This is a genomic window from Nostoc sp., assembly GCF_036917455.1.
Taxonomy (GTDB): domain Bacteria; phylum Cyanobacteriota; class Cyanobacteriia; order Cyanobacteriales; family Nostocaceae; genus Nostoc.
On record NZ_JBALDK010000072.1, the window covers coordinates 1 to 21507 of the forward strand.

Below are 21507 nucleotides of genomic sequence, written 5' to 3' on the forward strand. Positions count from 1 at the left end.
AGGAAACTACAGTACAAAACGTGTCAAATTTGACTTTAATCGTTCTAATTAACTTTTCGTTACATAGTTATAAATTTTCCCGCCCAGCTACTTATATGCTTCACTGTGCTAAATATGCCCTCAAATATCATCTTATAAAACGCGATGCTTTTGACGGGTGTAGCCATTGCACTTTATCAAAGAAATGAATCACTAAGCAATTCTCAATAATTTTAATTTTGAGGTAGAAAATATTGCCAAGAAGAATGAACAATTTTACTGTTGTTCAAGTGCTTAAAAGTTCATCTTCTCATCAACCTCACTTACAATTTTCTCGCTAACCATCTTGACAAATCCTTTTTGAAATGGAATGAAACAGCCCTGCCTTAAAAAGGAGGGAAACGGAATCAAAGTCCCCCTTAAAAGGGATTTAAGGGGATCTAAAAGTATTTGATACATTACCAAAGATTTTTCAAACATCCTCTTAGAATGCTATTAGCGCTTGCTTTGTAAATATGAACTCTGGTTCAGCCATTCCTTATCTCTCTGGTTGACTTTTGCAACACTCTCTGAGGCTACTTGATGAAAAATCCAGTTCAATTAAAAAGTTTGCTGCTTTTCTTGATAATGAGTATTGCTCTAAGCGGTTGCAGTCCAGAGAGGAGAGCGGTACTGCGACTGACGGCACTGAACTTTAAAATTCAGGCAAGTGATGCGATTGAATCTGTCAAAACTATCTATCAACTCAATCCTCTACCACGCTCAACAGCTGAACGGCGGCAAATACTTGTAAGAAGTCTCTTAAGCGATCGCAATATAGACTTTGCTGATATAGACCAAGTATCGAATATAATTGAAAATCAACTTCAAACAAATACCCGCCCAAGTCCTGTTAATAACGTTCTCAACGATCTTAAGCAAGAATATATCGTAGCAGGCGAGACTTTTAACAACATTGAACAAGCAGGATTATTAGCCACTGAAGCAGGTGCAGTTGCTAGAGCAGCTAAACCTTCTAGGCAATTAACTGTCAAAATGCTACTTCTAGCTGAACTGATTATTCAAGATCCGCCTTCACCGAAAAATCCAGATCGAGTTGTGATTCTTTTTCGGTTTAGCAAACTCAGAACGCAATTTCAGAATGCTACTTCTGAGGAAGAAAAAACACAAATTTCAAATCAGGCGGAGCAACTTTTAGATGAGTTACTCAGCGTCAATATAGAAGATAAAACAATGATTTGTCAAGCCAGAGCTAAACTTTTGCTGACAGCCGATACAGGAGCAAAGCTTTCCCAAGTCATTGAAAAATACAATGATGTAAGCTTTGACGAAATTGTTGCAAAAATCACTACAGCTTTAGGAATAGCCTCTAGCTTTGGTGCAGATATTATTGCTGTAAATGTAAGAATCAAAGAGATTAAAACAGCAATTCAGGAAGATCCCATCCTAAACGATATGTTAAACAAACAAAGACAGAATCTCCCACCTACAACTTCTGAATCTCAACCTCTCGACTGTTCATCATAAGGAGATAGTTCAAAATGATTACTTCAACTAGCCTAAACAAGATTAAAGAACAAATCAACCAGATTATTAATAGCATTGAGTCGATAGCAAAGTTGCCTTCTGGTAAACCTATCGATCTACAAGTTTTTCAACAAGCAGAAAAAAACCTAAAAAACATTCTTTTCAGATTACAATTTGCACTATTACAAGCAGAAGATGAAGAAAATTGGGAACTTGGAAATATCCTATACGAAGCTATTGAACAATGTCAGGATGCGCTCAATGCAGTGAGAGCGGCTCTGTTCACACAAGTCTTGATCCGTCCAGATCGCGACCAAATTATTGCCGAGCTGCGAGATATCAAACAAGATATTGATGCTGCAATTCAAGTAGAGAAAGTGTTGAATTTTTTTATTAGCCTTGCTCGTGTGGTGATTAGATTTGCAGGAGTATAAGATTGCTTGAATTATTGAGAAGAGGAAATATCAATATTTATTGATTTATTAAGCGGTGCGATCGCTCCAGTCTGATGGTTAATGAGCATGGTGTATCTGTTTCTCCGCGATCGCGTTATATAAGCATAAATAGTTATTTGGAAGCATCAGTTAAATTATTGAAAGCAAATTGTGATAAATAAACTTATTGCTCATCGTTTCAGGAGAGTTAAAATGCCTATTCCAAAATCAGTTTTATTACTACTCAACTGAAATGTGCTTGAACATGAGCATCAGTAAAACATAAATAAATACTAATATCTTTATAGTTATATATAAATTAATAGTTAAATAATCTTAGGAGAAATAAAAATACCTGGATCTACATCGGCAGTGGTATTTGCTGGATAGACTGATGCAGATACGAATGGCACTAAGTTAAGCTGAAGGGTATGCAGCGTAAGGATTGCAGAGGAGCAGGGGACAGGGGCGCAGAGGGGAATTTCTAAATATCCGAACGCAATACCTAAAACTTCTTCTTTCTCCCCTGCTCCTCTGCTCCTCTGCACCCCTGCTGCCTCAACGATTTTCCCTTTTCTTAGTGCCATTCGATGCAGATCCTCTCTAAACCTAGAATAACAATCTTTTAGCTAGAACTGGCAGGCATCCTGAGTCGCGTGACTGTCCAGAAACCTTGTGCTTGAAAATGAAGGAAGCAACAATGAGTAGCAATCTCGCCATTAAACTGCGTTCTGGAACTCAACAAGCCCACACATCAGCAGAAAATGTGGGATTCATGAAATGTTTTTTGCAAGGAGTTGTGGATAGAGACTGCTTTGCCAAGTTCTTAAGCAACTTGTATTACGTCTACAGCGAACTAGAAGCGGCATTAGATAGCCATCTAAAACATCCTGTGATTAGTGCAGTTTACTTTCCTGAACTTAATCGCCAATCCTCGCTCGAAAAAGATATGGTGTTCTATTATGGGGATAATTGGAGGGAGCAAATTACACCCTCATCCGCTACCCAAAAGTACATTGACCGCATTCGGGAAATTTCTGCTAGTGAACCGGCCTTATTGCTAGGTCATACCTACACTCGCTACATGGGCGATCTTTCTGGGGGTCAAATGCTACAAAAAGTTGCTCAGTCAGCCCTAAAGCTTTCTGGCTACCAAGGCACGTCTTTTTACAATTTTGAGCAAATTCCTGACAAAAAGGCATTTAAGGATAAGTATCGTCAGGCATTAAATGCATTACCCGTTGATGATATAACAGCAGAACGGATTGTTGCAGAAGCGAATAATGCCTTTGGGTTCAATTTGCAGATGGCTCAAGAGTTAGAGGGAAGTTTAATTAAAGCACTCGGCCAAGTCCTGTTTAATAGTCTAACTCGTTCCCAAAATTCAGGTAGCACTGAAATAGCTGCGGCTAATTAAGTTTGTCATTGGTCATTGGTCATTGGTCATTGGTCATTGGTCATTGGTCATTTGTCATTGGGCGTTAGTTATTTCCCCCCACTCCTAACTCCTAACTCCTAACTTCCTACTCCCCATACATTCATTGGAAAGCAACTCAATGGTTTTTCTATTACCTGGTGTCAAGTTTGATCTGAATCTGATTCAAAAGTACGACACTCGCGCACCTAGATATACCAGTTACCCGCCCGCTACAGAGTTAAGCGAAACATTCACTGAAACTGATTTTAAGGCCGCGATCGCAGCATCGAATCAACGCAAAACTCCTATAAGTTTATATTTCCACATCCCCTTTTGCCAAAGTGCTTGCTACTTCTGCGGCTGTAACACAGTAATTTCTAACAACAAAAATATTGCTAAACCTTATGTGGAGTCTTTGGTACAAGACATTAAAAATACCGCAGCTTTAATCGATTCCGACAGAAAAGTGTTGCAAATCCATTGGGGAGGCGGCACTCCTAATTACTTGGAGCATCACCAAATAGAATTTTTATGGAAAAACATCAATCGCTATTTCAACATTGATCCACAAGCAGAAATTTCAATTGAAATTAATCCCCGCTATGTTGATAAAAACTACATTTTCTTTCTGAGAGAGATTGGGTTTAATCGCATTAGTTTCGGCATTCAGGATTTTAATCGCCAAGTTCAAGTAGCTGTGAATCGTGTTCAGCCAGAAGAAATGCTCTTTGATGTCATGAGTTGGGTCAAAGAAGCTAAGTTTGAAAGTGTGAATGTAGACCTAATTTATGGTTTACCTTATCAAACCCGCGAGACATTTCAAGAAACGGTGAAGAAGACAATTGAGTTAGATCCTGACCGAATTGTTGTCTTTAATTTTGCCTATGTTCCGTGGCTCAAACCGACACAAAAAAATATTCCTCAAGAGGCGCTACCACCAGCCGAGGAAAAGTTAGATATTCTGAAAATGACCATTGAAGAATTGACCAATAACCAATATCTCTTTATTGGAATGGATCACTTTGCTAAAACTAATGACGAACTAGCGATCGCTCAACGGAATGGCACTCTAAAGCGCAATTTTCAGGGCTACACTACCCACGCAGAGACAGAGTTATTTGGCTTTGGTTCTACATCCATTAGTATGTTAGAAGATGCTTATGCTCAAAATCACAAGGAATTAAAGGATTATTATCAGACAATTGCATCAGGTCATTTACCTGTTAGCAAAGGTGTCAAGCTGACTCAAAATGATATTATCAGGCGGGATGTAATCATGGGGATTATGTCTCACTTCCAGTTGTATAAGCAAGATATTGAAAACAAATATCAGATCAATTTTGATGAATATTTCTCTGACGAACTAGAGGCGTTAAAACCACTAGAAGCTGATGGTCTGGTCAGTTTATCAAAAAATCAGATCCAGATTACAGACATCGGTAGATTACTAGTCAGAAATATTGCCGTTATATTTGATACTCACACTAAAATGCGAGAGACAAAATTCTCCCGTGCTATTTAAAACAGTCGTTGATTCTGCCTAACCCTTCTTAAAAAGAGATATTGAAGGGATATTCCAAGGCAAAACATCGCTAAATGAACTGTATTGAGCCATAACCTTACTTAATCATTGGTGAAATTTTACAGTTTTTAGCTCGCCGACTTATTAAAGAAGTTGGTGAGCTAATTTTTTAGCATCACAGCATTCATTTAATTTTTAAATAAAAAGGATCAAAAATAAATTTTATTAAATTTTACTCAACTTAATGACTAAATATTTTTTCTACATCTTCAAAAAGTTAGATAATATAATCACACCTTCAGATAGATATAGCTGAATTAAGATTAAAAATTTCTATCAAAAATCGGAAATTGTGTTAGCTTCAAAACTTTAGTAAAACCTAATAGATAAGAAAATCAATAATTTACGATTTATTTTGTCACCAAAAAATCATTGAGCATTTTTATGCTACGAAGACTAAACCAATAAATGCAAAATTTCTATTCAAATTTTGATGTAAACTCTTTTGTCTAACTTTTGGATTTATCATTTACCCCATCTGGTAGAAAGAATCTGGAATCAGAGTTGGTAACTTAGATATAAGTGAGATTGTTGAGGTAGTTATTGGCAGTTACCATCACTGAAATGACTACTGTATTTTATTGGTCTTCTAGTACACCAGGTTGAGAAGCTATCAAACATCAAATTAGCTCTCACTGGAAAATATGAAAAGACCAATAATCCACTTTACTAACATCATAATTTTTGGAAGTGTAAATCTATGTTTTTTCACAAAAAAGAGCCTATTCATGCAGTTAATGTTAGTGAAGCAAACCCTCGTTTTGCTCAGTTACTTCTAGAGCAGTTTGGCGGAGCTACTGGAGAACTTAGTGCGGCCCTGCAATATTGGGTGCAATCTTTCCATGTAGAAAATGCTGGAATTAAAGACATGCTCCAAGACATTGCAATCGAGGAATTCAGCCATTTAGAAATGGTTGGTAAACTCATTGAAGCTCATACTAAAAATGTGGATCAAACCGAGGCTTATAAGAGTACTCTGTTTGCAGTTCGAGGAATTGGACCTCATTTTCTAGATAGCCAGGGTATTGCTTGGACTGCAAGCTACTTGAACGAGGGTGGAGATGTCGTGCGCGATCTAAGAGCTAACGTTGCAGCAGAAGCCGGCGCTCGTCAGACTTACGAATCATTGATCAAATTAGCAACTGACAAAGGAACTCAAGAGACTTTAGTCCATCTGTTAACACGAGAAATTTCTCATACCCAGATGTTTATGAAAGCTCTAGATTCGCTGGGTAAATTGACAGATCCATTCTTTGGTAATGTTAAGCCAGATGAAACAGTTGCTCTCTACTACAACCTATCTACAAATGGTGATGGTAAAGATGAGCGTGGCCCTTGGAATTCTGAGCCAACATTCAAATACATTGCTAACCCCCAAGAAAGTCACTCTTAATTCTATTTAGACTTCCGCAATTCCTCTATTTACCAAACTTCGTTGTTGCAAAGAGAGGAATTGCGGGATAAGTTTTGGGGGTTCGATACCATCTAGAAAAGTAGAAAAGGTAAGGCAGCACAGTTAACTGTGCTGCCTTACTGTTGTTTATAATAATCATGGGTTTGTGGGGAGATCGAGTTTTATCCGATTCGTCTTGGGACTACAGGGGCTTCCCCAACAAACTTGTCCAGAAGGCATATTAGTCAAAACAGTACTACGAGCGCCAATCACAGCATTAGCCCCAATTTGCACTCCCGGCCCAACGAAACAATCTGCTGCTACCCATGCACCGTTGTTAATAGTGATACTCGCTGTTTTCAATCCAAAGGCAGGATCTTGGATATCGTGACTACCAGTACACAAATAACTTTTTTGGGAAACTACGCAGTGTTCACCGATGTGAATCCGATCGAGGCTGTATAAAACTACGTTATCTCCAATCCAACTGTAGTTGCCAATAGTAACTTTCCAGGGATAGGTGAAGCGGGCGGTGGGTCGAATTAATACGCCTTTGCCGATGCTAGCGCCAAATAATCGTAGTAAGGCACAACGTAGGATATTTAATGGTTGAGGAGTGAGGGGAAATGCGATCGCTTGTACAAGCCACCATAACAATACATACCAACTTGGCCGCCCCCGATCAAACCAAGATTGGTCATATTTACGTAAATCTACGAAAGGTTGGTCATTGGTCATTTGTCAAGAATCAATGGTTAATAGCTTTACCTCTGCTCCTCTGCTCCCCTGCTTCCCTGCTTCTTCCTTCGGAGTAGTTGCAGTATTTAAGTGACCACCACAGTTGCGTAATTCGTAAAGTTTAACGCCAATTTGATATTCATATTGACTCAGCAAGCGTGCATAGATATATCCGGCTTTGCCATCCAAAAAACCGCGTTGAATTATATAAAATAAAATAAACCGTAAAAAGGGTTTAAATGGCAGGTGTACCCACACTTTTTTCAAAAAGCGCTTGCGTTGGACTGCATCACCAAATAGATTCGCGCCGATGGTGTCGCTATCGTCTTTACCTGTGAGAATATTAAAATAAACGCTGGCTTCCCAATTGGAATAACGGTTATGACGCTCTAACCAGTGATAAAGGTCGCGGAAGTCCTCGTGGAGCATATCATTTTTGAGATACCCAACTTTGCCCTGCAAAATCACATGTTCGTGAACTTCGTTATCACCAGTATTAGGAATATCTTCTGTATGTAGGTTTTCGTAGCGACCTTTTTTATGCTGAAATAAACGGAGATTCCAATCGGGATATTTCCCACCATAACGAATCCATTTTCCTAAGAAAAATACGCGGCGGTTGAGATAATAACCTGTATATTCTTCATTTTGAATTGCTTGGTCAATTTCTTCCCAAAGTTCTGGGGTAATGCGTTCGTCGCAATCGACAATTAGCACCCATTCGTTATGGAAAGGGAGATTCTCTAAAGACCAATTTTTCTTTTTAGGCCAGCGTCCATTGAAGTTGAATTGCACGACATTTACACCGTGACTTTTGGCAATTTCAATGCTGTTGTCTGTACTTTGAGAGTCTACTACAAATATTTCGTCTGCTCTGCTGACGCTAGCGAGGCAGGCTGGCAAGTTTGCTTGTTCGTTTTTTGCTGGAATTAGTACTGAAACTGGTATTTTAGATGACATAACAGGATAAATCTTAGTGATTATTTCTTATTTGATGTGAATAAAAGACCTTGAATAGCAGCATTTAAGTAACCAATCTGACCGTAAGCATATACAAGTTTGTCAAACCGTTCTGCTGGATCGGAAAAATATTGCAATGCTTTATACAAGCCACGCAAAAACCGTTCGCTACCTCGCTGCAATTGAGCGATTCCAGCTTTACCAGCGAGTTGTTCTCGATAGCATTCACTGATACCCTGCCACCAGCCTCGGTTTAAAAACCAGGTGCGTTGTAGACGTTCTGGGGCAACATTGTGAGCAACTAGCGCTTCAGGAAGATAAGCGACTTGCCAACCACGCTGTAGGGCAAATTCGGTCATTTGCAGTTCTTCATTTGATAATAGATTTTTCCCCACTCGACCGAGATGAGGATCGAAACCGCCAATTTCTTCTAGGAAACTGCGGCGGATGGAGTAATTTAAGCCTCTGGGTGTTAAGCCAGGTTGCTCGATGTAGATGTTACTATCACCCAAGTCGTATGCACCCAAATTTGCAGCTAGTCCTGGAGATAACCACCGTGGTTGTTCGATTCCTGGGGGCCATAAGAGAGTGACTTTGCCACCTGCGATCGCTAGTTTAGAATTATTGTAATAGGCAAAATATAAAACTTGTAGCCAGCCAGGGCTAGCAACAGCATCGTCATCCAAATAAGCAAGAATATCACCATTAGCTACTTTTGCGCCTGTGTTACGGGCGACAGATAAACCAATGGTGGGTTCAAATACATACTTCAGGCGCGGATTGTGGGCCCTTTGTTCTACAACCTCACGGGTGCGATCGCTAGACCCATTATCAATTATCACAATTTCAAAGTCAGCAGCAAAATCCTGCGCTAAAAGACTATCAATTGCAGGCCCTAAATAGGTATCTCGATTGTGGGTACAGATAATGGCAGAGATTTGGGTGTCTGGCATAGATTTTATTTTGGATTTGAGATTTGGGATTTTAGATAAAAATCTTAAATCCAACGCACACCTGCTGAGAGTTAATCTAAACCAAAAATTACCGACCCACCAACCGAGTTTCTTCGGAAATAATCTTTAAAACTTTACGTTTGTTGAATATGACTGTGTAAAACTACAAGTGTTTGAGCCAGTTGACTCAGGCGGGTTTCTAAAGATTGCTTGCGCCCCAACAGTTGACGTAACTTTTGGTAACGGGCGATCGCCATACTAACATTCGGAACCTGATCCGCCGGACATGGGCGCGACCAGACTTTACCTGCATCGTCTACACCACAGAGGCGGTAGCCAGTAATTGATGATTTATAAGATACTTTCCCACCAGAAGCGCAAATTTCTTCTACGTAGTTCATCAGGCGGTCAACTTCTGCATGGCGTAGAGTTGCAGTTCCTCCCGGTTCTGGTTCGCTGGGATTGGATTCTAACCAGCCATTGACAATTGGGCCTTCTAAGTAAATATCCTGAATTTGCTCTAAAATATTTTGCAATTCTATTTGCCAACCGGCGACAGTTTCCTGAATTTCTTGCAATAGATTCATCGCCAATGCTGGATTTGCTCCGTGGCGATGGTTACTAAAGCTCGGAGTTTTCAACTTGGGTAGGCTGGGTGTTTTGCCACCATTCTCTTCTGCTTGAAAGGTTTGCACAGAGTCATGGTGAGGAAAGAAATTTTGATCAGTTGGATAATCACTCTCAGTCTCTATGCCCAGATCAACTGTTTGTTCTTCCTGAAATGATTGACTTTGTGTACTTTCTGTGGATTCGTTGGCTCCGACACTGATTCTAAAGGAAAAAGGTCGTTTTGTCGTCGAATCACCTGCTTCGGCGGCAGAGGCAGTGCCGCGATTCCCTAAATCGTGTAAAGTTGCTTCTATGCGTTTTAAGCCTGCGTTCATAAAGACATCCTAAATTTTGCTGTCCCCGATGGTGTTGAATAATTAAGAATGGGGTTGTTGGGATTTTCGGCTTTTGCCATTTGTGACATGAATCCAATTCGTAATTCGTAATTCGTAATTCGTAATTAAAAAGGGTTTTTACCCGGTGCGTAATGACGGTAGTCCCGTTTGCGGTGGGATTTAAATCCTGAATGAAACAGAATTATGAACTATAAATTTTGAATGGTGCTGGTGCTAATTTTATCTCTTAAAAGTTATTTGAAACCAAAAATCTCAGCGAGGAAGTAAAAACTGTGGTGATAAATTGCAACTAGCTACTTATTCAGCACTTACGCAAAGAATAACCGAAACCCTGATTTTTAGGTAGGGGCAATTTATTTAGACGCAAAGCGGCTTCCGTAGGCTATTGCCCCTACCGGATGAAGTTTTGTATAAGTCTATATATTGTTAAAATGTTCAGAAAATAACTTTGGGTAAAATCATCCTAGTAACAGGGCCAGCACGATCTGGTAAAAGTGAATGGGCGGAAACTCTGGCTATGCACTCAGGGAAAGCAGTTGTTTACGTAGCAACAGCCACCGATAACACAGATGACCAAGAATGGCATCAACGCATCTTAGAACACCAACAACGTCGTCCCCAAGATTGGGTAACTCTATCTGTACCTATAGAACTGTCTGCTACCCTTGCTGATGCCAAACCCTATACCTGCCTTTTAGTTGATTCTTTAGGAACTTGGGTTGCTAATCTCTTAGAAGAGGATAAATCTAGCTGGGAAAATATCGTTGCGGAGTTATTAGAGACAGTGGATCTGGTTGCTGCTGATATCGTGTTTGTAGCAGAAGAGGTAGGTTGGGGTGTAGTACCAGCTTATCCCCTGGGGAGGATGTTCCGCGATCGCTTGGGTTCATTAGTGCGCCAGTTAGCTACATTTAGCGAAACTGTTTATTTAGTTACTGGTGGTCATGTTCTCAATCTCAGTGTCCTTGGTTCGCCATTGCCAAATAGAGAGGATGCTGGAACATTTAGGAGTCAAGATTCTTAACTATTATACCCTTCTTTTCTGTTAAGAGTTCCCTATTCCCTGTTCCCTACCTACGCAAATAATTTCAGGAATCAAAGTAAATTACTCATAATGTCAATGACAGGCTATGCCTACGCACTACTCGTCAAATTCTTCTCGTCATCAAATAATCAAGTTTTGATAAGTTGTAAATTATGACATTATCTATTCAGCCAACCACAGTCCTAAATGTAGAACAGTTCTTACAACTACCAGAAACAAAACCAGCAAGTGAGTATTTTAACGGTAAAATATACCAAAAGTCTATGCCACAATGAGAACACAGTACTTTACAAAGCAGTTTAGTCACAGCTATTAACGAGATTGCTAAACCACAAAAAATTGCTTATGCCTTTCCTGAATTACGCTGTACATTTAAAGGCTGTTCAATAGTACCAGATATTGCAGTTTTTGAATGGCAAAGAATTCCATTGCTTTCTAATGGAAGAATTACAAATAAATTTGAAATCCCCCCAGATTGGATAATTGAAATTCTCTCACCAGAGCAATCACCCAACCGAGTTATCCACAAAATCACATTTTCTATTCAAAATGGAGCGAAGCTAGGTTGGTTGCTTGATTCTGCTGATGAGTCAATCATGATTTTTGAACCCAACAAATTACCAGAATTAAAAGAAAATCAAGATATTTTACCCGTTTTGAGTATTTTGGAAAATTTGCAGTTAACAGTTGGAGACGTATTTAGTTGGTTGAGTTTTGTTTGAATAAAGCATTTATTACAGCATAAGTTAGGAGTCATACTTTTGAAGTAAAACACGCTTTATTCTTCTCATAGAATTGGTATGACTATTGACCAATCGCATTAGTTTGATTTACCTGGCATTGGCTGCACAACCCAAAAAACTCCAGGGTGTGGTAAAAAACTTTAAACTTATGGCTGGATTCTAACTGGTCTTCTAAGTCATGGACGGGGCATTGATGAATCGGAATTGAGACACCGCATTGCAAGCAAGTAAGGTGATGTTTGTCTTGCTGCGCTAAACTATACAGGGCTTCACCATTAGCCAAATTCCGCACTTGTACCATGCCTTCGAGTTTTAAGGCTTCTAAAGAGCGGTAAACCGTTGCTAAACCCATACTCTGATTGGTGTTACGTAGTTCCACGTAAATATCCTGGGCTGAAATACCTTTCTTGATGGTTTTCAGTAAGTTGAAAATACGCTCTTGACTGCGGGTGCGTATAGCTCTCATAGACAATTATTTAAATATGCCACTGTAGTTGAAGCTGTTAGATAGGCTAATCGATCAATTAACTTTAACCGCTTCGTAATCTTATTTTCACTCAGTTGGAACAGAAAGTTATAGTATAGCGATCGCAGCATTCAGCAAAAGCCGTGCAAACCAAGTATCTAGCTAAAATTTTTGTTACGCTTCGTCCTTCAGTCTTAGACCCTGCTGGTGTGGCTGTACAATCCGGTCTTCAGCAACTGGGATACGATAACGTTGAACAGGTGCGGATTGGCAAGTACATTGAACTCACCATCACCTCGACTGAAGAAAAGAAAGCGCGTCAAGACCTCGATCGCATTTGTGACCAAATGCTAGCAAATACCGTAATTGAAAACTACCGCTTTGAGTTGATTGAGGTCGAAACCCAAACGGGAGTCTTTTAGGGGCTGGGGATTGGCTACTGGGGATTGGCGACTGGGGACTGGGGAAACATTACTACAACTCTCCCCTGCTCCCCCGCTCCCCCGCTCCCCTGCTCCCCTGCTCCCCTACTCCCCCGCTCCCCCGCTCCCCTGCTCCCCAATTCCCCATTCCCTAATCATGAAATTTGGTGTTGTTGTTTTTCCGGGTTCTAATTGCGATCGCGATGTTGCTTATGTAACTAGAGATTTGCTCTTACAACCAACTCGCATGGTTTGGCATCAAGAAACAGACATTGCTGATTTGGATGTCCTCATCGTCCCTGGTGGCTTTAGTTACGGGGATTATCTGCGCTGCGGTGCGATCGCACGTTTTTCACCTGTGATGCAGCAGGTTGTGGAACATGCTCAAAAAGATAAGTTTGTCATTGGTATTTGCAACGGTTTTCAGGTATTAACTGAAGCTGGACTATTGCCAGGGGTGCTAACCAGAAATCGGGATTTGCATTTTATTTGCGATCGCGTCCCCTTGAAAGTTGAGCGTACCAATCTCTCGTGGACGCAAGCTTATACCACTAATGAAGTTATTACTTTGCCCATTGCCCACGGCGAGGGTCGATTCTACGCTGATGAAGCCACTCTCGCTGAAATTGAAGCTAACGGGCAAGTCGTGTTTCGTTATGCAGGGGAGAATCCCAACGGTTCATTGAACAACATTGCCGGGATTTGCAATCGTCAGGGCAATGTGTTGGGGATGATGCCGCACCCAGAAAGGGCATCTGACCCGATGTTAGGGAATAGTGATGGCTTGAGGTTGTTTCAGGGCTTGCTAGAGAAGGTAGCGGCATTAGCCTAGAGAAAATATTGGGCGACTGGTTGGGATTTAGCGATCGCTCTCAGAAAGATAGATGAAGATACTTCTACAGATAGCGATCGAACAATAAATTTACATCACCAAATAGCCCATCATAGTCATTACTTTTACAAAATAACGAGAGAGGCAGTACCCGCATTTCTCACCACATCTCGATTAAGCCTGCGCTTGAGCAGGGTAGCAGGGGAGAGTTCAAATACCAAGTTCTTTCCCCTCTGCCCCTCTGCCCGTCTGCCCCTCTGCCCCTCAAGCTTGTGAGAAATGCGGGAGTAGCAACACTGCCTCCTTTTCAACGTACTTCTTTAAGACTATCAATTTGCTTGGTAAACAACTCAGTGAATAAACTAAGTACAGTTCGTTCTTCGCGTACTTTTATATTGGCGCTGATTGACATACCTGATTGCAAATCCACATTTTTACCCTTAATTACTAAAGATTGTTTATCCAAATGCAGCTTTGCCGGAAACCTATAAAACTGATGTGTTTGGTCTGGTGGTAATGCGTCTGAACCTATCCCCATAACTTCCCCTTTGATATCGCCAAATTCGCTGTAAGGAAAGGAGTCAATTCTTATATCTACCTTCATGCCTTTTCGGACAAAACCGATATCTTTGTTGGTGATAAAAACTTCAGCTATGTAATTTTCATTCGGGACAATTTGCAGTAGTTTTGTCGTCGGAGTCGCTACAAATCCAGGGTTTTTTGCTTGTAAATCGAAAACTGTTCCGGCTACAGGCGCACGGAGTTCTTGATATTTAACGTTTAACTGTGATTGAGATATTTTACTATTGACATCTGCCAAATGCTGTTCATTATCTAGAATAACTTTCATGAATTGGCTATCGATTGCGGCAATCCGCTGTTTGTTATCAGCGATCTTATCCAAAACGTTTTTATCAGAAACAGCCACTGTATTGCTTAACTCTTGTTGTCCTTTTTCTATATCAAACTGGAGACGTTTTTGTTCTTCACCTAGTTGGGCTACTTCCGCCGTGCGGTTTTGTACTTCTTGTTGCTGATTGAGATACTGAAGTTGAGAAATACCGCCTTCTTCTGCTAATATCTTCAGTTTCGCTAAAATCCCCTCTTGAATAGCTAAACTTGATTTACTATCTTCCAGCTTAAATTGATTTTGACTAAGTTGTTTCCTGGTTTTTTCTACTTCCAATTGCGCCGCAGCAGACCGAGAATCTAACTCTTTTTTGGCAACTTGTAGACGTTGTTGCTCATCAATTCCTAGCGTAGAATCTTGACCAGAATTTCTTAATTGAGTCCGTAATAAGTCATTTTCTGATACTATCGCTGCCCGACTTTTCAGCAGGAAAGTAGTTTCTTGTGGTAAATTACCGCGCAAATATAACAGTTCTGTTCCTGTGGCGGTACTTGCACTCATCAATCGGCGATAAATCTGGTTTTCTTTAATTAATGCAACGCGAATTTTATTCAAAGAATTTAATTCAGCAACAGAGGCAATAGAATCAAAAGTCAGCAATAAATCTCCTGCCTTTACTACTTGTCCATCTTTAACATTAACCGTTTTCACTACTCCACTAACAGGAGCCTGGACTTCTTTAACTGTCCCTTCCGGCTTTAATTGTCCTGTTGCTGGCACTACTTGCTCAATTTTGGCAAAATAAGCCCAAGCAATTCCAAAACAGGCTAACCCCATCAGAGTAATCATGATTGTCCGCGACCAAACTGGAGATTGGCGCAAGACAATTGATTGCTCAAATTCCTGACTACTTGAGTTAATTAAAGACTCTTGAGCAGCTTTCTGTTGTTTTGTAAGTATCGGTGAATCTTGTTTAACTCCATTTTTCTGATTACCGTTTTTCTGATTGCCGTTGAGGTGATTCCCATTAAGTTGAGTCATAATGATTTTGGATGTTGGATTTTTTGTAGAATGTGCAATGTTTACTGATGCCGAAAAGCTTGATTTTAATATACCCACCTACTATTATTGCTACATCTCTGAAATATTGGTCAAACTGAAAATCCTTTGATGCTATGCCCGCAGCAATGACTAATTATAAGTTCACATCTTGTTGCTGATATAAGTAAAAATAATGACCTTTCGTAGCCATTAGTTCTTGATGGCTACCTTGTTCTATAACCCTGCTATTATCCATCACAACAATCATATCTGCATTACTCACAGTGTTTAATCGGTGGGTAATAAAAAATACTGTATCTCCCTTAAATGCTTTGGCTAAATTGAGACATATTTGCCGTTCTGTAGGATAGTCTAGGGCACTAGTGGCTTCATCTAAAACTAATAATTTTGGTCGTTGTAAAACAGAGCGAGCGATCGCAATTCTTTGTCTTTGTCCACCTGAAAGTGCAGAACCCCGTTCTCCCACCCGCGTGTTGTAACCGTTGGGCAAGTTCATGATAAACTCGTGGGCGCACGCAACCTGAGCCGCTTCGATAATTTCTTCGGTTGTCGCATCGGGATTCGTCAGAGCAATATTTTCCTGAACGCTACCGTCAAACAACAAGGTTTCTTGGGGAACTACGCCAATTTGTCGTCGCAGTGAATAAAGTTCCACTTTGGCTATATCATACCCATCAATCAAAATTCTGCCGGACTCGGTTTCATAAAGTCTCAGCAGCAATTTCATCATCGTACTTTTACCAGATCCACTTTGGCCGACGATGCCGATAAATTTACCTTGCTGAAATTCGAGGTTGACGTTGGAAAGTTGCAGAGGCCCACTTGTCCCAAATCGGAAGGAAACATTTTCGTATTTTACTGCTCCCTTAATCGTTGGTAAGGGGATATTGTAGCGGTCTGTTTCTCCTTCTTGTGGCGTATCGACAATATCGCTTAAACGTTCCAGAGACAGGGCTGTTTCTTGGAAGCTTTGCCAAAGTTGAGCTAAACGTAATATTGGGCTGGTGACGTAACCAGATATAATCCTAAAGGCAATTAGTTCGCCTAAAGTTAATTCCTGTTTCAGTACCAAATAAGCTCCTACCCACAAAACTAGTAAACTGCTAAGTTTGTTGAGAAAGTTGCTGGTGGAGTTAGCGAGGGTGGAAGTTACAACCGTTTTAAAGCCAGCAGCGACAAACCGAGCGTAACGTTCTTGCCAAGAAAAGCGCGATCGCAATTCAATATTTTGCGCTTTTACGGTTTGAATTCCTGACATCACCTCTACTAAATAAGATTGAGTTTCGGCGTTGCGTTCGGCTTTGGCACGTAACTGTCTGCTAATGGTGGGAGAAGCAATTAAGGTGATTACGATAAATATGGGAATTGTGCTTAAGCCTACCAGAGTGAGTTGCCAACTGTAAATTAGCATTACACCGATATAAACCACCGAGAACAGAGCATCCAACCCTACTGTTAAGGCAGTACCCGTCAAGAATTGGCGAATATTTTCTAATTCGTTAATGCGAGTTGAAAGTTCACCCACCGGTCGGCGTTCAAAGTAGCGCAGTGGTAAACGTAATAAGTGGTCGATAATTTGCGACCCTAAACCCATATCGATGCGGTTAGTGGTATCGACAAATAAGTAGGTTCGTAAGGTTGTCAGTACTGCTTCAAATAGTCCGACTACTAATAGCAAAACTCCCAAAATATGTAGTGTGCCAATACTATTTTGAGTGATAACTTTGTCGATAATTAACTGAACCACTAGAGGATTTGCCAATGCTGCCAACTGCACGAAGAAGGAGGCAATAAAGACCTCTATCAGGACTCGACGGTGGCGGGACAAATAGGGTAGAAACCACCGTAAACTAAAACGTTCTTGGGGTGTTTGGTTGGTAGCACTGAGCAGTAATACTCTAGCTTGGGGTGGAAAGTTGGTTGGATCGACATCTAATTGTTCAACCAATTGAGCAGGTTTACAGCGCACAATTCCTTTGGATGGGACACCCACAACCACAGTATTTGAATCTGCTGCATATAAAACTGCAAAATTATCACCATAGCGAATCAATGCTGGTGTCGGAATGCGCGTCACTGAGGCGACTGGTATTTCTATGAGCTGCGCCTTAAGTCCGATTAATTCTGCCAGATAAGCAGTAACTTGAAACGATATAGTCCCCTGACGTTTGACTTGCTCGGTTAAAATGCGGCGAACCACTTCTCGACGAAATGGCATTTCTAAATGCTTCGCGATCATTTGGAAGCAAGCGAAGGCTGTATTTAATTCTCCCTTACCACTAAAAAACGGGTATTTTTGTTTTGACGAACTCTTTGAGGTATCGGGGGCTGTCTGGGGAACTATTTCGTCTGATGCGTAAGGGATATCTAATTCATCTTCATCTTGGCTATCTAATTGGGTATTACTTACCGCAAGTACTATTTCATGACTATCTTCTAAGAGCAAATTTGACGGATGTATACCAACCAACCGGGCGGGGTTTTGACCTATAACCTGAATCTTGTCTCTGTCATCGTCTGATTCTAGGCGATCGCCAGGTGATAAATTCGCTACTGTACTACCGCCACTTATAAACCAGACGCTTTCGCTATCCAGTTGATTGAATGCAGTTTTTCCTGGTGGGAGGTAATGGATTTTCGCCTGTGGTAAGGCGTTTTCTGTGAGTTCTCTGAGATTTAAAGTAGCGATCGCTTGCTTTTGCCAATAGGAACAAAGAATATCGAAAACTTCAATCAAATAACTGCGGTTCTTGCGGGCTTCGGCAAAAGCTGGGTATGAAGCGAGAAAACTAAAATATGCCGATGCACTCAAGGTTAAACATACTACTTCGGTGGAGGCGATCGCAGTCTCACAAGCGACATCGCGCAACAAACCAACTTCACCGACAATTTCTCCCGGTTGTAGCAACTTTAGGGTGATTGGCATTTGCGTCTGGGGATCGTATCCCAACAGGCGCACTTGTCCCTCATAAATGATCGTGATGCGTTCTGGGAGACTTTCTTTACCGATGATTTTCTGACCGATCCGATAGCGAAATGCTTGCAGTTGGTCTGATAGATTAGCGATCGCTCCATCGGGTAAGCGATCGAACCCTTCTAAGGTGGTGATAAATTCAAGAAAAGTGTTCTTAATATAAGTCATATAAAACCAGTCGAAGGTAAAAGTGAGGAATTAAGTCAAAAATATTAGGGAGTATCTCTTTTACTAACAGTGGCAATGTTTGGTTTTATGCCAGCAGTGGCAAGACTTCTGTGTAATCCAAGTACCTAAATATGTAAAATCACAGAGGTGAGTTCGTCTAATTACAGACCTGTCTTTAGATCGCATGGTTAGGATTGTTATGCGTTTTTCAAAATAAAGCATAGTGTAAATGGATCGAGGACAAGTTATCGCTTGGTTAACGGCACATAATTTATACAAACTTAAAATCAATATTTAGCATTGCAAGTATGCAAGATAGATACTTATTCTCAAACTAATACACATAAACGCGGTTGTTACATTTAGCGTTGCATATTTTAATTTGTGATAATCAACTTGAAAGTATCACAGATGCTTTCCTAAGTAAATACCCTAATTCAGAATTATGTAATAAAAAAACTTTAAATTTCTGAATTATTTTTGACAAGGGCTTTCCAAGAAATAAATTATCCATTTTGTGGAATGGGCATCTTGCCCGTCCCACAAGAAGATTTGGGATATTTTTTATTTGGAAGTCCCCAAATTCTTGAATATAGGGATTGACAATATCATTTATGGTGGAAGATAGTAAGCTTTCCTTACCCAATTTATGAAAGAATTCTCCATCACTTTTTAGTAGCTTAATTTCATCAAAATTAACTAGAAAAGTCAAGGTGAAGATTTTTTATAATCCTAGAGGAATCAACTATTAAATTTATGAAGTAAAGACAATAACTGCCTTCAGTAAATTTACTAGTTTAATTAATAGCGAGTCTATTTAACAAATTGTGGGGGGGTTTAAGTCCCCCACAACTAACAACGTCTTGTTTCGTAGCGGGGTCTAAATCGCAGTTGCATTACTTAATTACGAATTACGAATTACGAATTATTTTAATCGCTACACATCAAACAACCCCACCCCGCAACCGGGATGAGGTTGTTTGATTTTGCTAAGTAATTACTTGCATTTAATATTAAACCGTAGCACTGACACTCAATTTTACTTGTACTATCACATCGTTGTAATCTTTGTCACCACCATTTGGTAGATCCTCAAAACCAAAGGTATTATTTCCCAACAGTCGGATGTGATCTACCTTATCTGAGTTAGCACCCAAGAATGAGAAGTAAACCTTCTTATTATCCTTGCCCTTGAGAATAGCATCGGGTTTACCATCGACAATAATAAATGGTGCAAACAAAGAATTCGGCCCGAAGGTGCCAGTGTAATTTGCCGTACCTTGGTTGTCCACCGCCAAGTCAACACCTGCAACGCGCCCACGCACAGCAGCTTCGGCGTAACCAGCTTGCCCAACAAGAATATCTGCTTTGCCATCACCATTAGTATCAATACCACCATTTTCATCAGCCACCTGATAGAAGCCGACAAAGTTGTTGTAATACGCTTCTCTGTTGACTGCAAACTCAGCTGTTACTGATTGTGTCACACTTCGTAAATCAATCAGTTCACCTTGAGATTTGCCTTGTAGACCAGTACCTAAAGATGCCTCTTCTCCTGTTGCCTGAACCGTCACAACAAAATCCTGGAAGTTGAGAGAAAACCCTTCTTCTTGGGTGCTGTTATTTGTAGCGGAGGAAAAAACGACACTTGATAAAGAAGTTTTTCCAGATAGCACAGCCTGAGTAGTACTGTTGGATACTAGATAGAATCTGAGTTTTGTACCAGACTCGAATTCTAAGATATTTTTCAGGTCTTCGTTCTTAAAACCCTTGGGCAGTTTAGCAATGGAGGACAATATCACCTTAGAACGCTCTAGAGCAACTTTGGTATAACCCTCTGCACCAGGGGCTATGCCGTTAATTTTACCTTCATCATCGTCAACGGCAAATACACACAGTTCATTCACCTCTTTAGCATTGTTGTTTTTAATCTTCAGAGAGAGCTTTCCTTTTTTACCCTTAACTTTACTATCGACTATAAAGATATTTTGAGTAATGTTAACTAGTTGGAAAATTGTTGTTATCTGGGTATTTGTAGTAGACCCAAAACCATCAATCTTAACATCTAACTCTTTATCAAAAGAAAGTCCCGCAAGGTCAGTGGTGCGGACGCGAACTTTATAACTAGATTTAATTGCATCAGATTTAATATTTAACTTATCTCCATCAATGATGAATGCATTATTGTCAGTATCGCCGACACCCGCCACAAAACTATAAGTGTGTTTATCGTTTTCGTCTGGGTCAGTAGTGGTGAAAGTAGCAATTTCACTTCCTGCTTCTACATTTTCAGTTACAGCAGTCAATTCCAAGTCTGTGGGCTTTTCGTTAATATCTTTGATATCGATAACTAGCTCTTTCTCAAAGGAGAGTCCACCAAGGTCGGTGCTAGCTACCCGGATATTGTAAGTTGATTTGCTTTCAAAGTCAGGGGAATTATTTATTTGTAGGCTATTGCCGACAATGGTGAATAGAGCGTTATCAGCATCGCCAGTACCAGCTATTAAACTATAGGTGTGCTGGTCATTAGTGTCTGGGTCAGTGGTGGTGAAAGTACCAATTTCGCTTGCCGCAGCCACATTCTCATCCACTGCTAAAGCACTCAACATCAAGTCTGTGGGATCGGAATTGGAATTATTTAGTAGTAGCGAGATATTGTTGTCAGTGGAGTTAGCTACCACCAAGTCCACTTTACTGTCACCATCAAAATCTGCCACAGCAATGGAACGGGGACTTGTGCCAACTGCAAAGTTGATGGGTGTGCCAAAGCCGCCACTGCCATCGTTCAGCAGCACCGAGATATTGTTGTCATCAGAGTTAGCAACAACCAAGTCTAGTTTCCCGTCACCGTCAAAATCTGCCACGGCAACGGAACGGGGACTTGTGCCAACTGCAAAGTTGGTGGGTGTGCCAAAGCCGCCACTGCCATCGTTCAGCAGCACCGAGATATTGTTGTCATCAGAGTTAGCAACAACCAAGTCTAGTTTCCCGTCACCG

The 21507-nt window shown here is 40.6% G+C and carries 17 protein-coding genes and 1 pseudogene; 9 read left to right on the forward strand and 9 right to left on the reverse strand.

The annotated features are described in order from the left end of the window. The first annotated feature begins 561 nt into the window (after positions 1-561). Together V7K42_RS08025 and V7K42_RS08030 are read left to right on the forward strand one after the other, a co-directional pair. Positions 562-1506, forward strand: coding sequence for a hypothetical protein (locus tag V7K42_RS08025; RefSeq protein ID WP_334915116.1), 945 nt, complete (start codon positions 562-564; stop codon positions 1504-1506). A gap of 14 nt (positions 1507-1520) precedes the next feature. Continuing rightward, entirely contained in the window at positions 1521-1940 is a 420-nt protein-coding gene (locus V7K42_RS08030; protein WP_334915118.1) for a hypothetical protein, read from the forward strand. A gap of 326 nt (positions 1941-2266) precedes the next feature. Here V7K42_RS08030 and V7K42_RS08035 read toward each other — a convergent pair whose 3' ends face one another. Further along, complete coding sequence (locus V7K42_RS08035; RefSeq protein ID WP_334915120.1) at positions 2267-2527, reverse strand: hypothetical protein; 261 nt, start codon at positions 2525-2527, stop codon at positions 2267-2269. 113 nt (positions 2528-2640) lie between these two features. Here V7K42_RS08035 and V7K42_RS08040 point away from each other — a divergent pair, with 113 nt between their 5' ends. The 3 genes from V7K42_RS08040 (at position 2641) to V7K42_RS08050 (ending at position 6332) form a co-directional block, all read left to right on the forward strand. Further along, entirely contained in the window at positions 2641-3357 is a 717-nt protein-coding gene (locus tag V7K42_RS08040; protein ID WP_334915121.1) for a biliverdin-producing heme oxygenase, read from the forward strand. A 139-nt stretch (positions 3358-3496) separates the two neighbouring features. Further along, a complete protein-coding gene (gene hemN, locus V7K42_RS08045) occupies positions 3497-4879 on the forward strand; it encodes an oxygen-independent coproporphyrinogen III oxidase (protein WP_334915123.1) in 1383 nt (460 codons plus the stop codon). Positions 4880-5639: 760 nt separating this feature from the next. Next, entirely contained in the window at positions 5640-6332 is a 693-nt protein-coding gene (locus tag V7K42_RS08050) for a manganese catalase family protein (protein WP_334915125.1), read from the forward strand. A 156-nt stretch (positions 6333-6488) separates the two neighbouring features. On the opposite strand, the gene hpsU is transcribed toward V7K42_RS08050, so the two are convergent. From hpsU to V7K42_RS08070, 4 genes are all read right to left on the reverse strand, one after another. After that, positions 6489-7070 (reverse strand): hormogonium polysaccharide biosynthesis acetyltransferase HpsU, encoded by a 582-nt coding sequence (hpsU, locus tag V7K42_RS08055; RefSeq protein WP_334915127.1) that lies wholly within the window; start codon positions 7068-7070, stop codon positions 6489-6491. 3 nt (positions 7071-7073) lie between these two features. After that, on the reverse strand, positions 7074-8030 hold the full coding sequence (locus V7K42_RS08060) for a glycosyltransferase family 2 protein (RefSeq protein ID WP_334915129.1): 957 nt from the start codon (positions 8028-8030) through the stop codon (positions 7074-7076). 20 nt (positions 8031-8050) lie between these two features. Further along, positions 8051-8983, reverse strand: coding sequence for a glycosyltransferase (locus V7K42_RS08065; RefSeq protein ID WP_334915131.1), 933 nt, complete (start codon positions 8981-8983; stop codon positions 8051-8053). A 134-nt stretch (positions 8984-9117) separates the two neighbouring features. Beyond that, a complete protein-coding gene (locus V7K42_RS08070) occupies positions 9118-9927 on the reverse strand; it encodes a hypothetical protein (protein ID WP_334915133.1) in 810 nt (269 codons plus the stop codon). Between the two features lie 469 nt (positions 9928-10396). Here V7K42_RS08070 and cobU point away from each other — a divergent pair, with 469 nt between their 5' ends. Both cobU and V7K42_RS08080 read left to right on the forward strand, forming a co-directional pair. After that, entirely contained in the window at positions 10397-10972 is a 576-nt protein-coding gene (gene cobU / locus V7K42_RS08075) for a bifunctional adenosylcobinamide kinase/adenosylcobinamide-phosphate guanylyltransferase (RefSeq protein ID WP_334915135.1), read from the forward strand. Between the two features lie 173 nt (positions 10973-11145). Continuing rightward, positions 11146-11715: pseudogene (locus tag V7K42_RS08080) on the forward strand (Uma2 family endonuclease). 82 nt (positions 11716-11797) lie between these two features. On the opposite strand, the gene V7K42_RS08085 reads toward V7K42_RS08080, so the two are convergent. Beyond that, a complete protein-coding gene (locus tag V7K42_RS08085; protein WP_334915137.1) occupies positions 11798-12202 on the reverse strand; it encodes a Fur family transcriptional regulator in 405 nt (134 codons plus the stop codon). 143 nt (positions 12203-12345) lie between these two features. Between V7K42_RS08085 and purS the strand changes: the two genes are divergently transcribed. Together purS and purQ are read left to right on the forward strand one after the other, a co-directional pair. Next, on the forward strand, positions 12346-12624 hold the full coding sequence (purS, locus tag V7K42_RS08090) for a phosphoribosylformylglycinamidine synthase subunit PurS (protein ID WP_094332891.1): 279 nt from the start codon (positions 12346-12348) through the stop codon (positions 12622-12624). 157 nt (positions 12625-12781) lie between these two features. Further along, positions 12782-13456, forward strand: a complete 675-nt coding sequence (purQ, locus tag V7K42_RS08095) for a phosphoribosylformylglycinamidine synthase subunit PurQ (protein WP_334915139.1) — start codon at positions 12782-12784, stop codon at positions 13454-13456. 307 nt (positions 13457-13763) lie between these two features. Here the strand turns inward: purQ and V7K42_RS08100 are convergent, their stop codons facing one another. The 3 genes from V7K42_RS08100 to V7K42_RS08110 form a co-directional block, all read right to left on the reverse strand. Next, positions 13764-15347: an HlyD family efflux transporter periplasmic adaptor subunit gene (locus tag V7K42_RS08100; protein ID WP_334915140.1), complete on the reverse strand. Its 1584-nt coding sequence runs from the start codon at positions 15345-15347 to the stop codon at positions 13764-13766. 154 nt (positions 15348-15501) lie between these two features. After that, positions 15502-18510, reverse strand: coding sequence for a peptidase domain-containing ABC transporter (locus tag V7K42_RS08105; RefSeq protein WP_334915142.1), 3009 nt, complete (start codon positions 18508-18510; stop codon positions 15502-15504). A gap of 1013 nt (positions 18511-19523) precedes the next feature. Continuing rightward, a partial coding sequence (locus V7K42_RS08110; protein WP_334915144.1) for an FG-GAP-like repeat-containing protein occupies positions 19524-21507 on the reverse strand: 1984 nt, incomplete at its 5' end.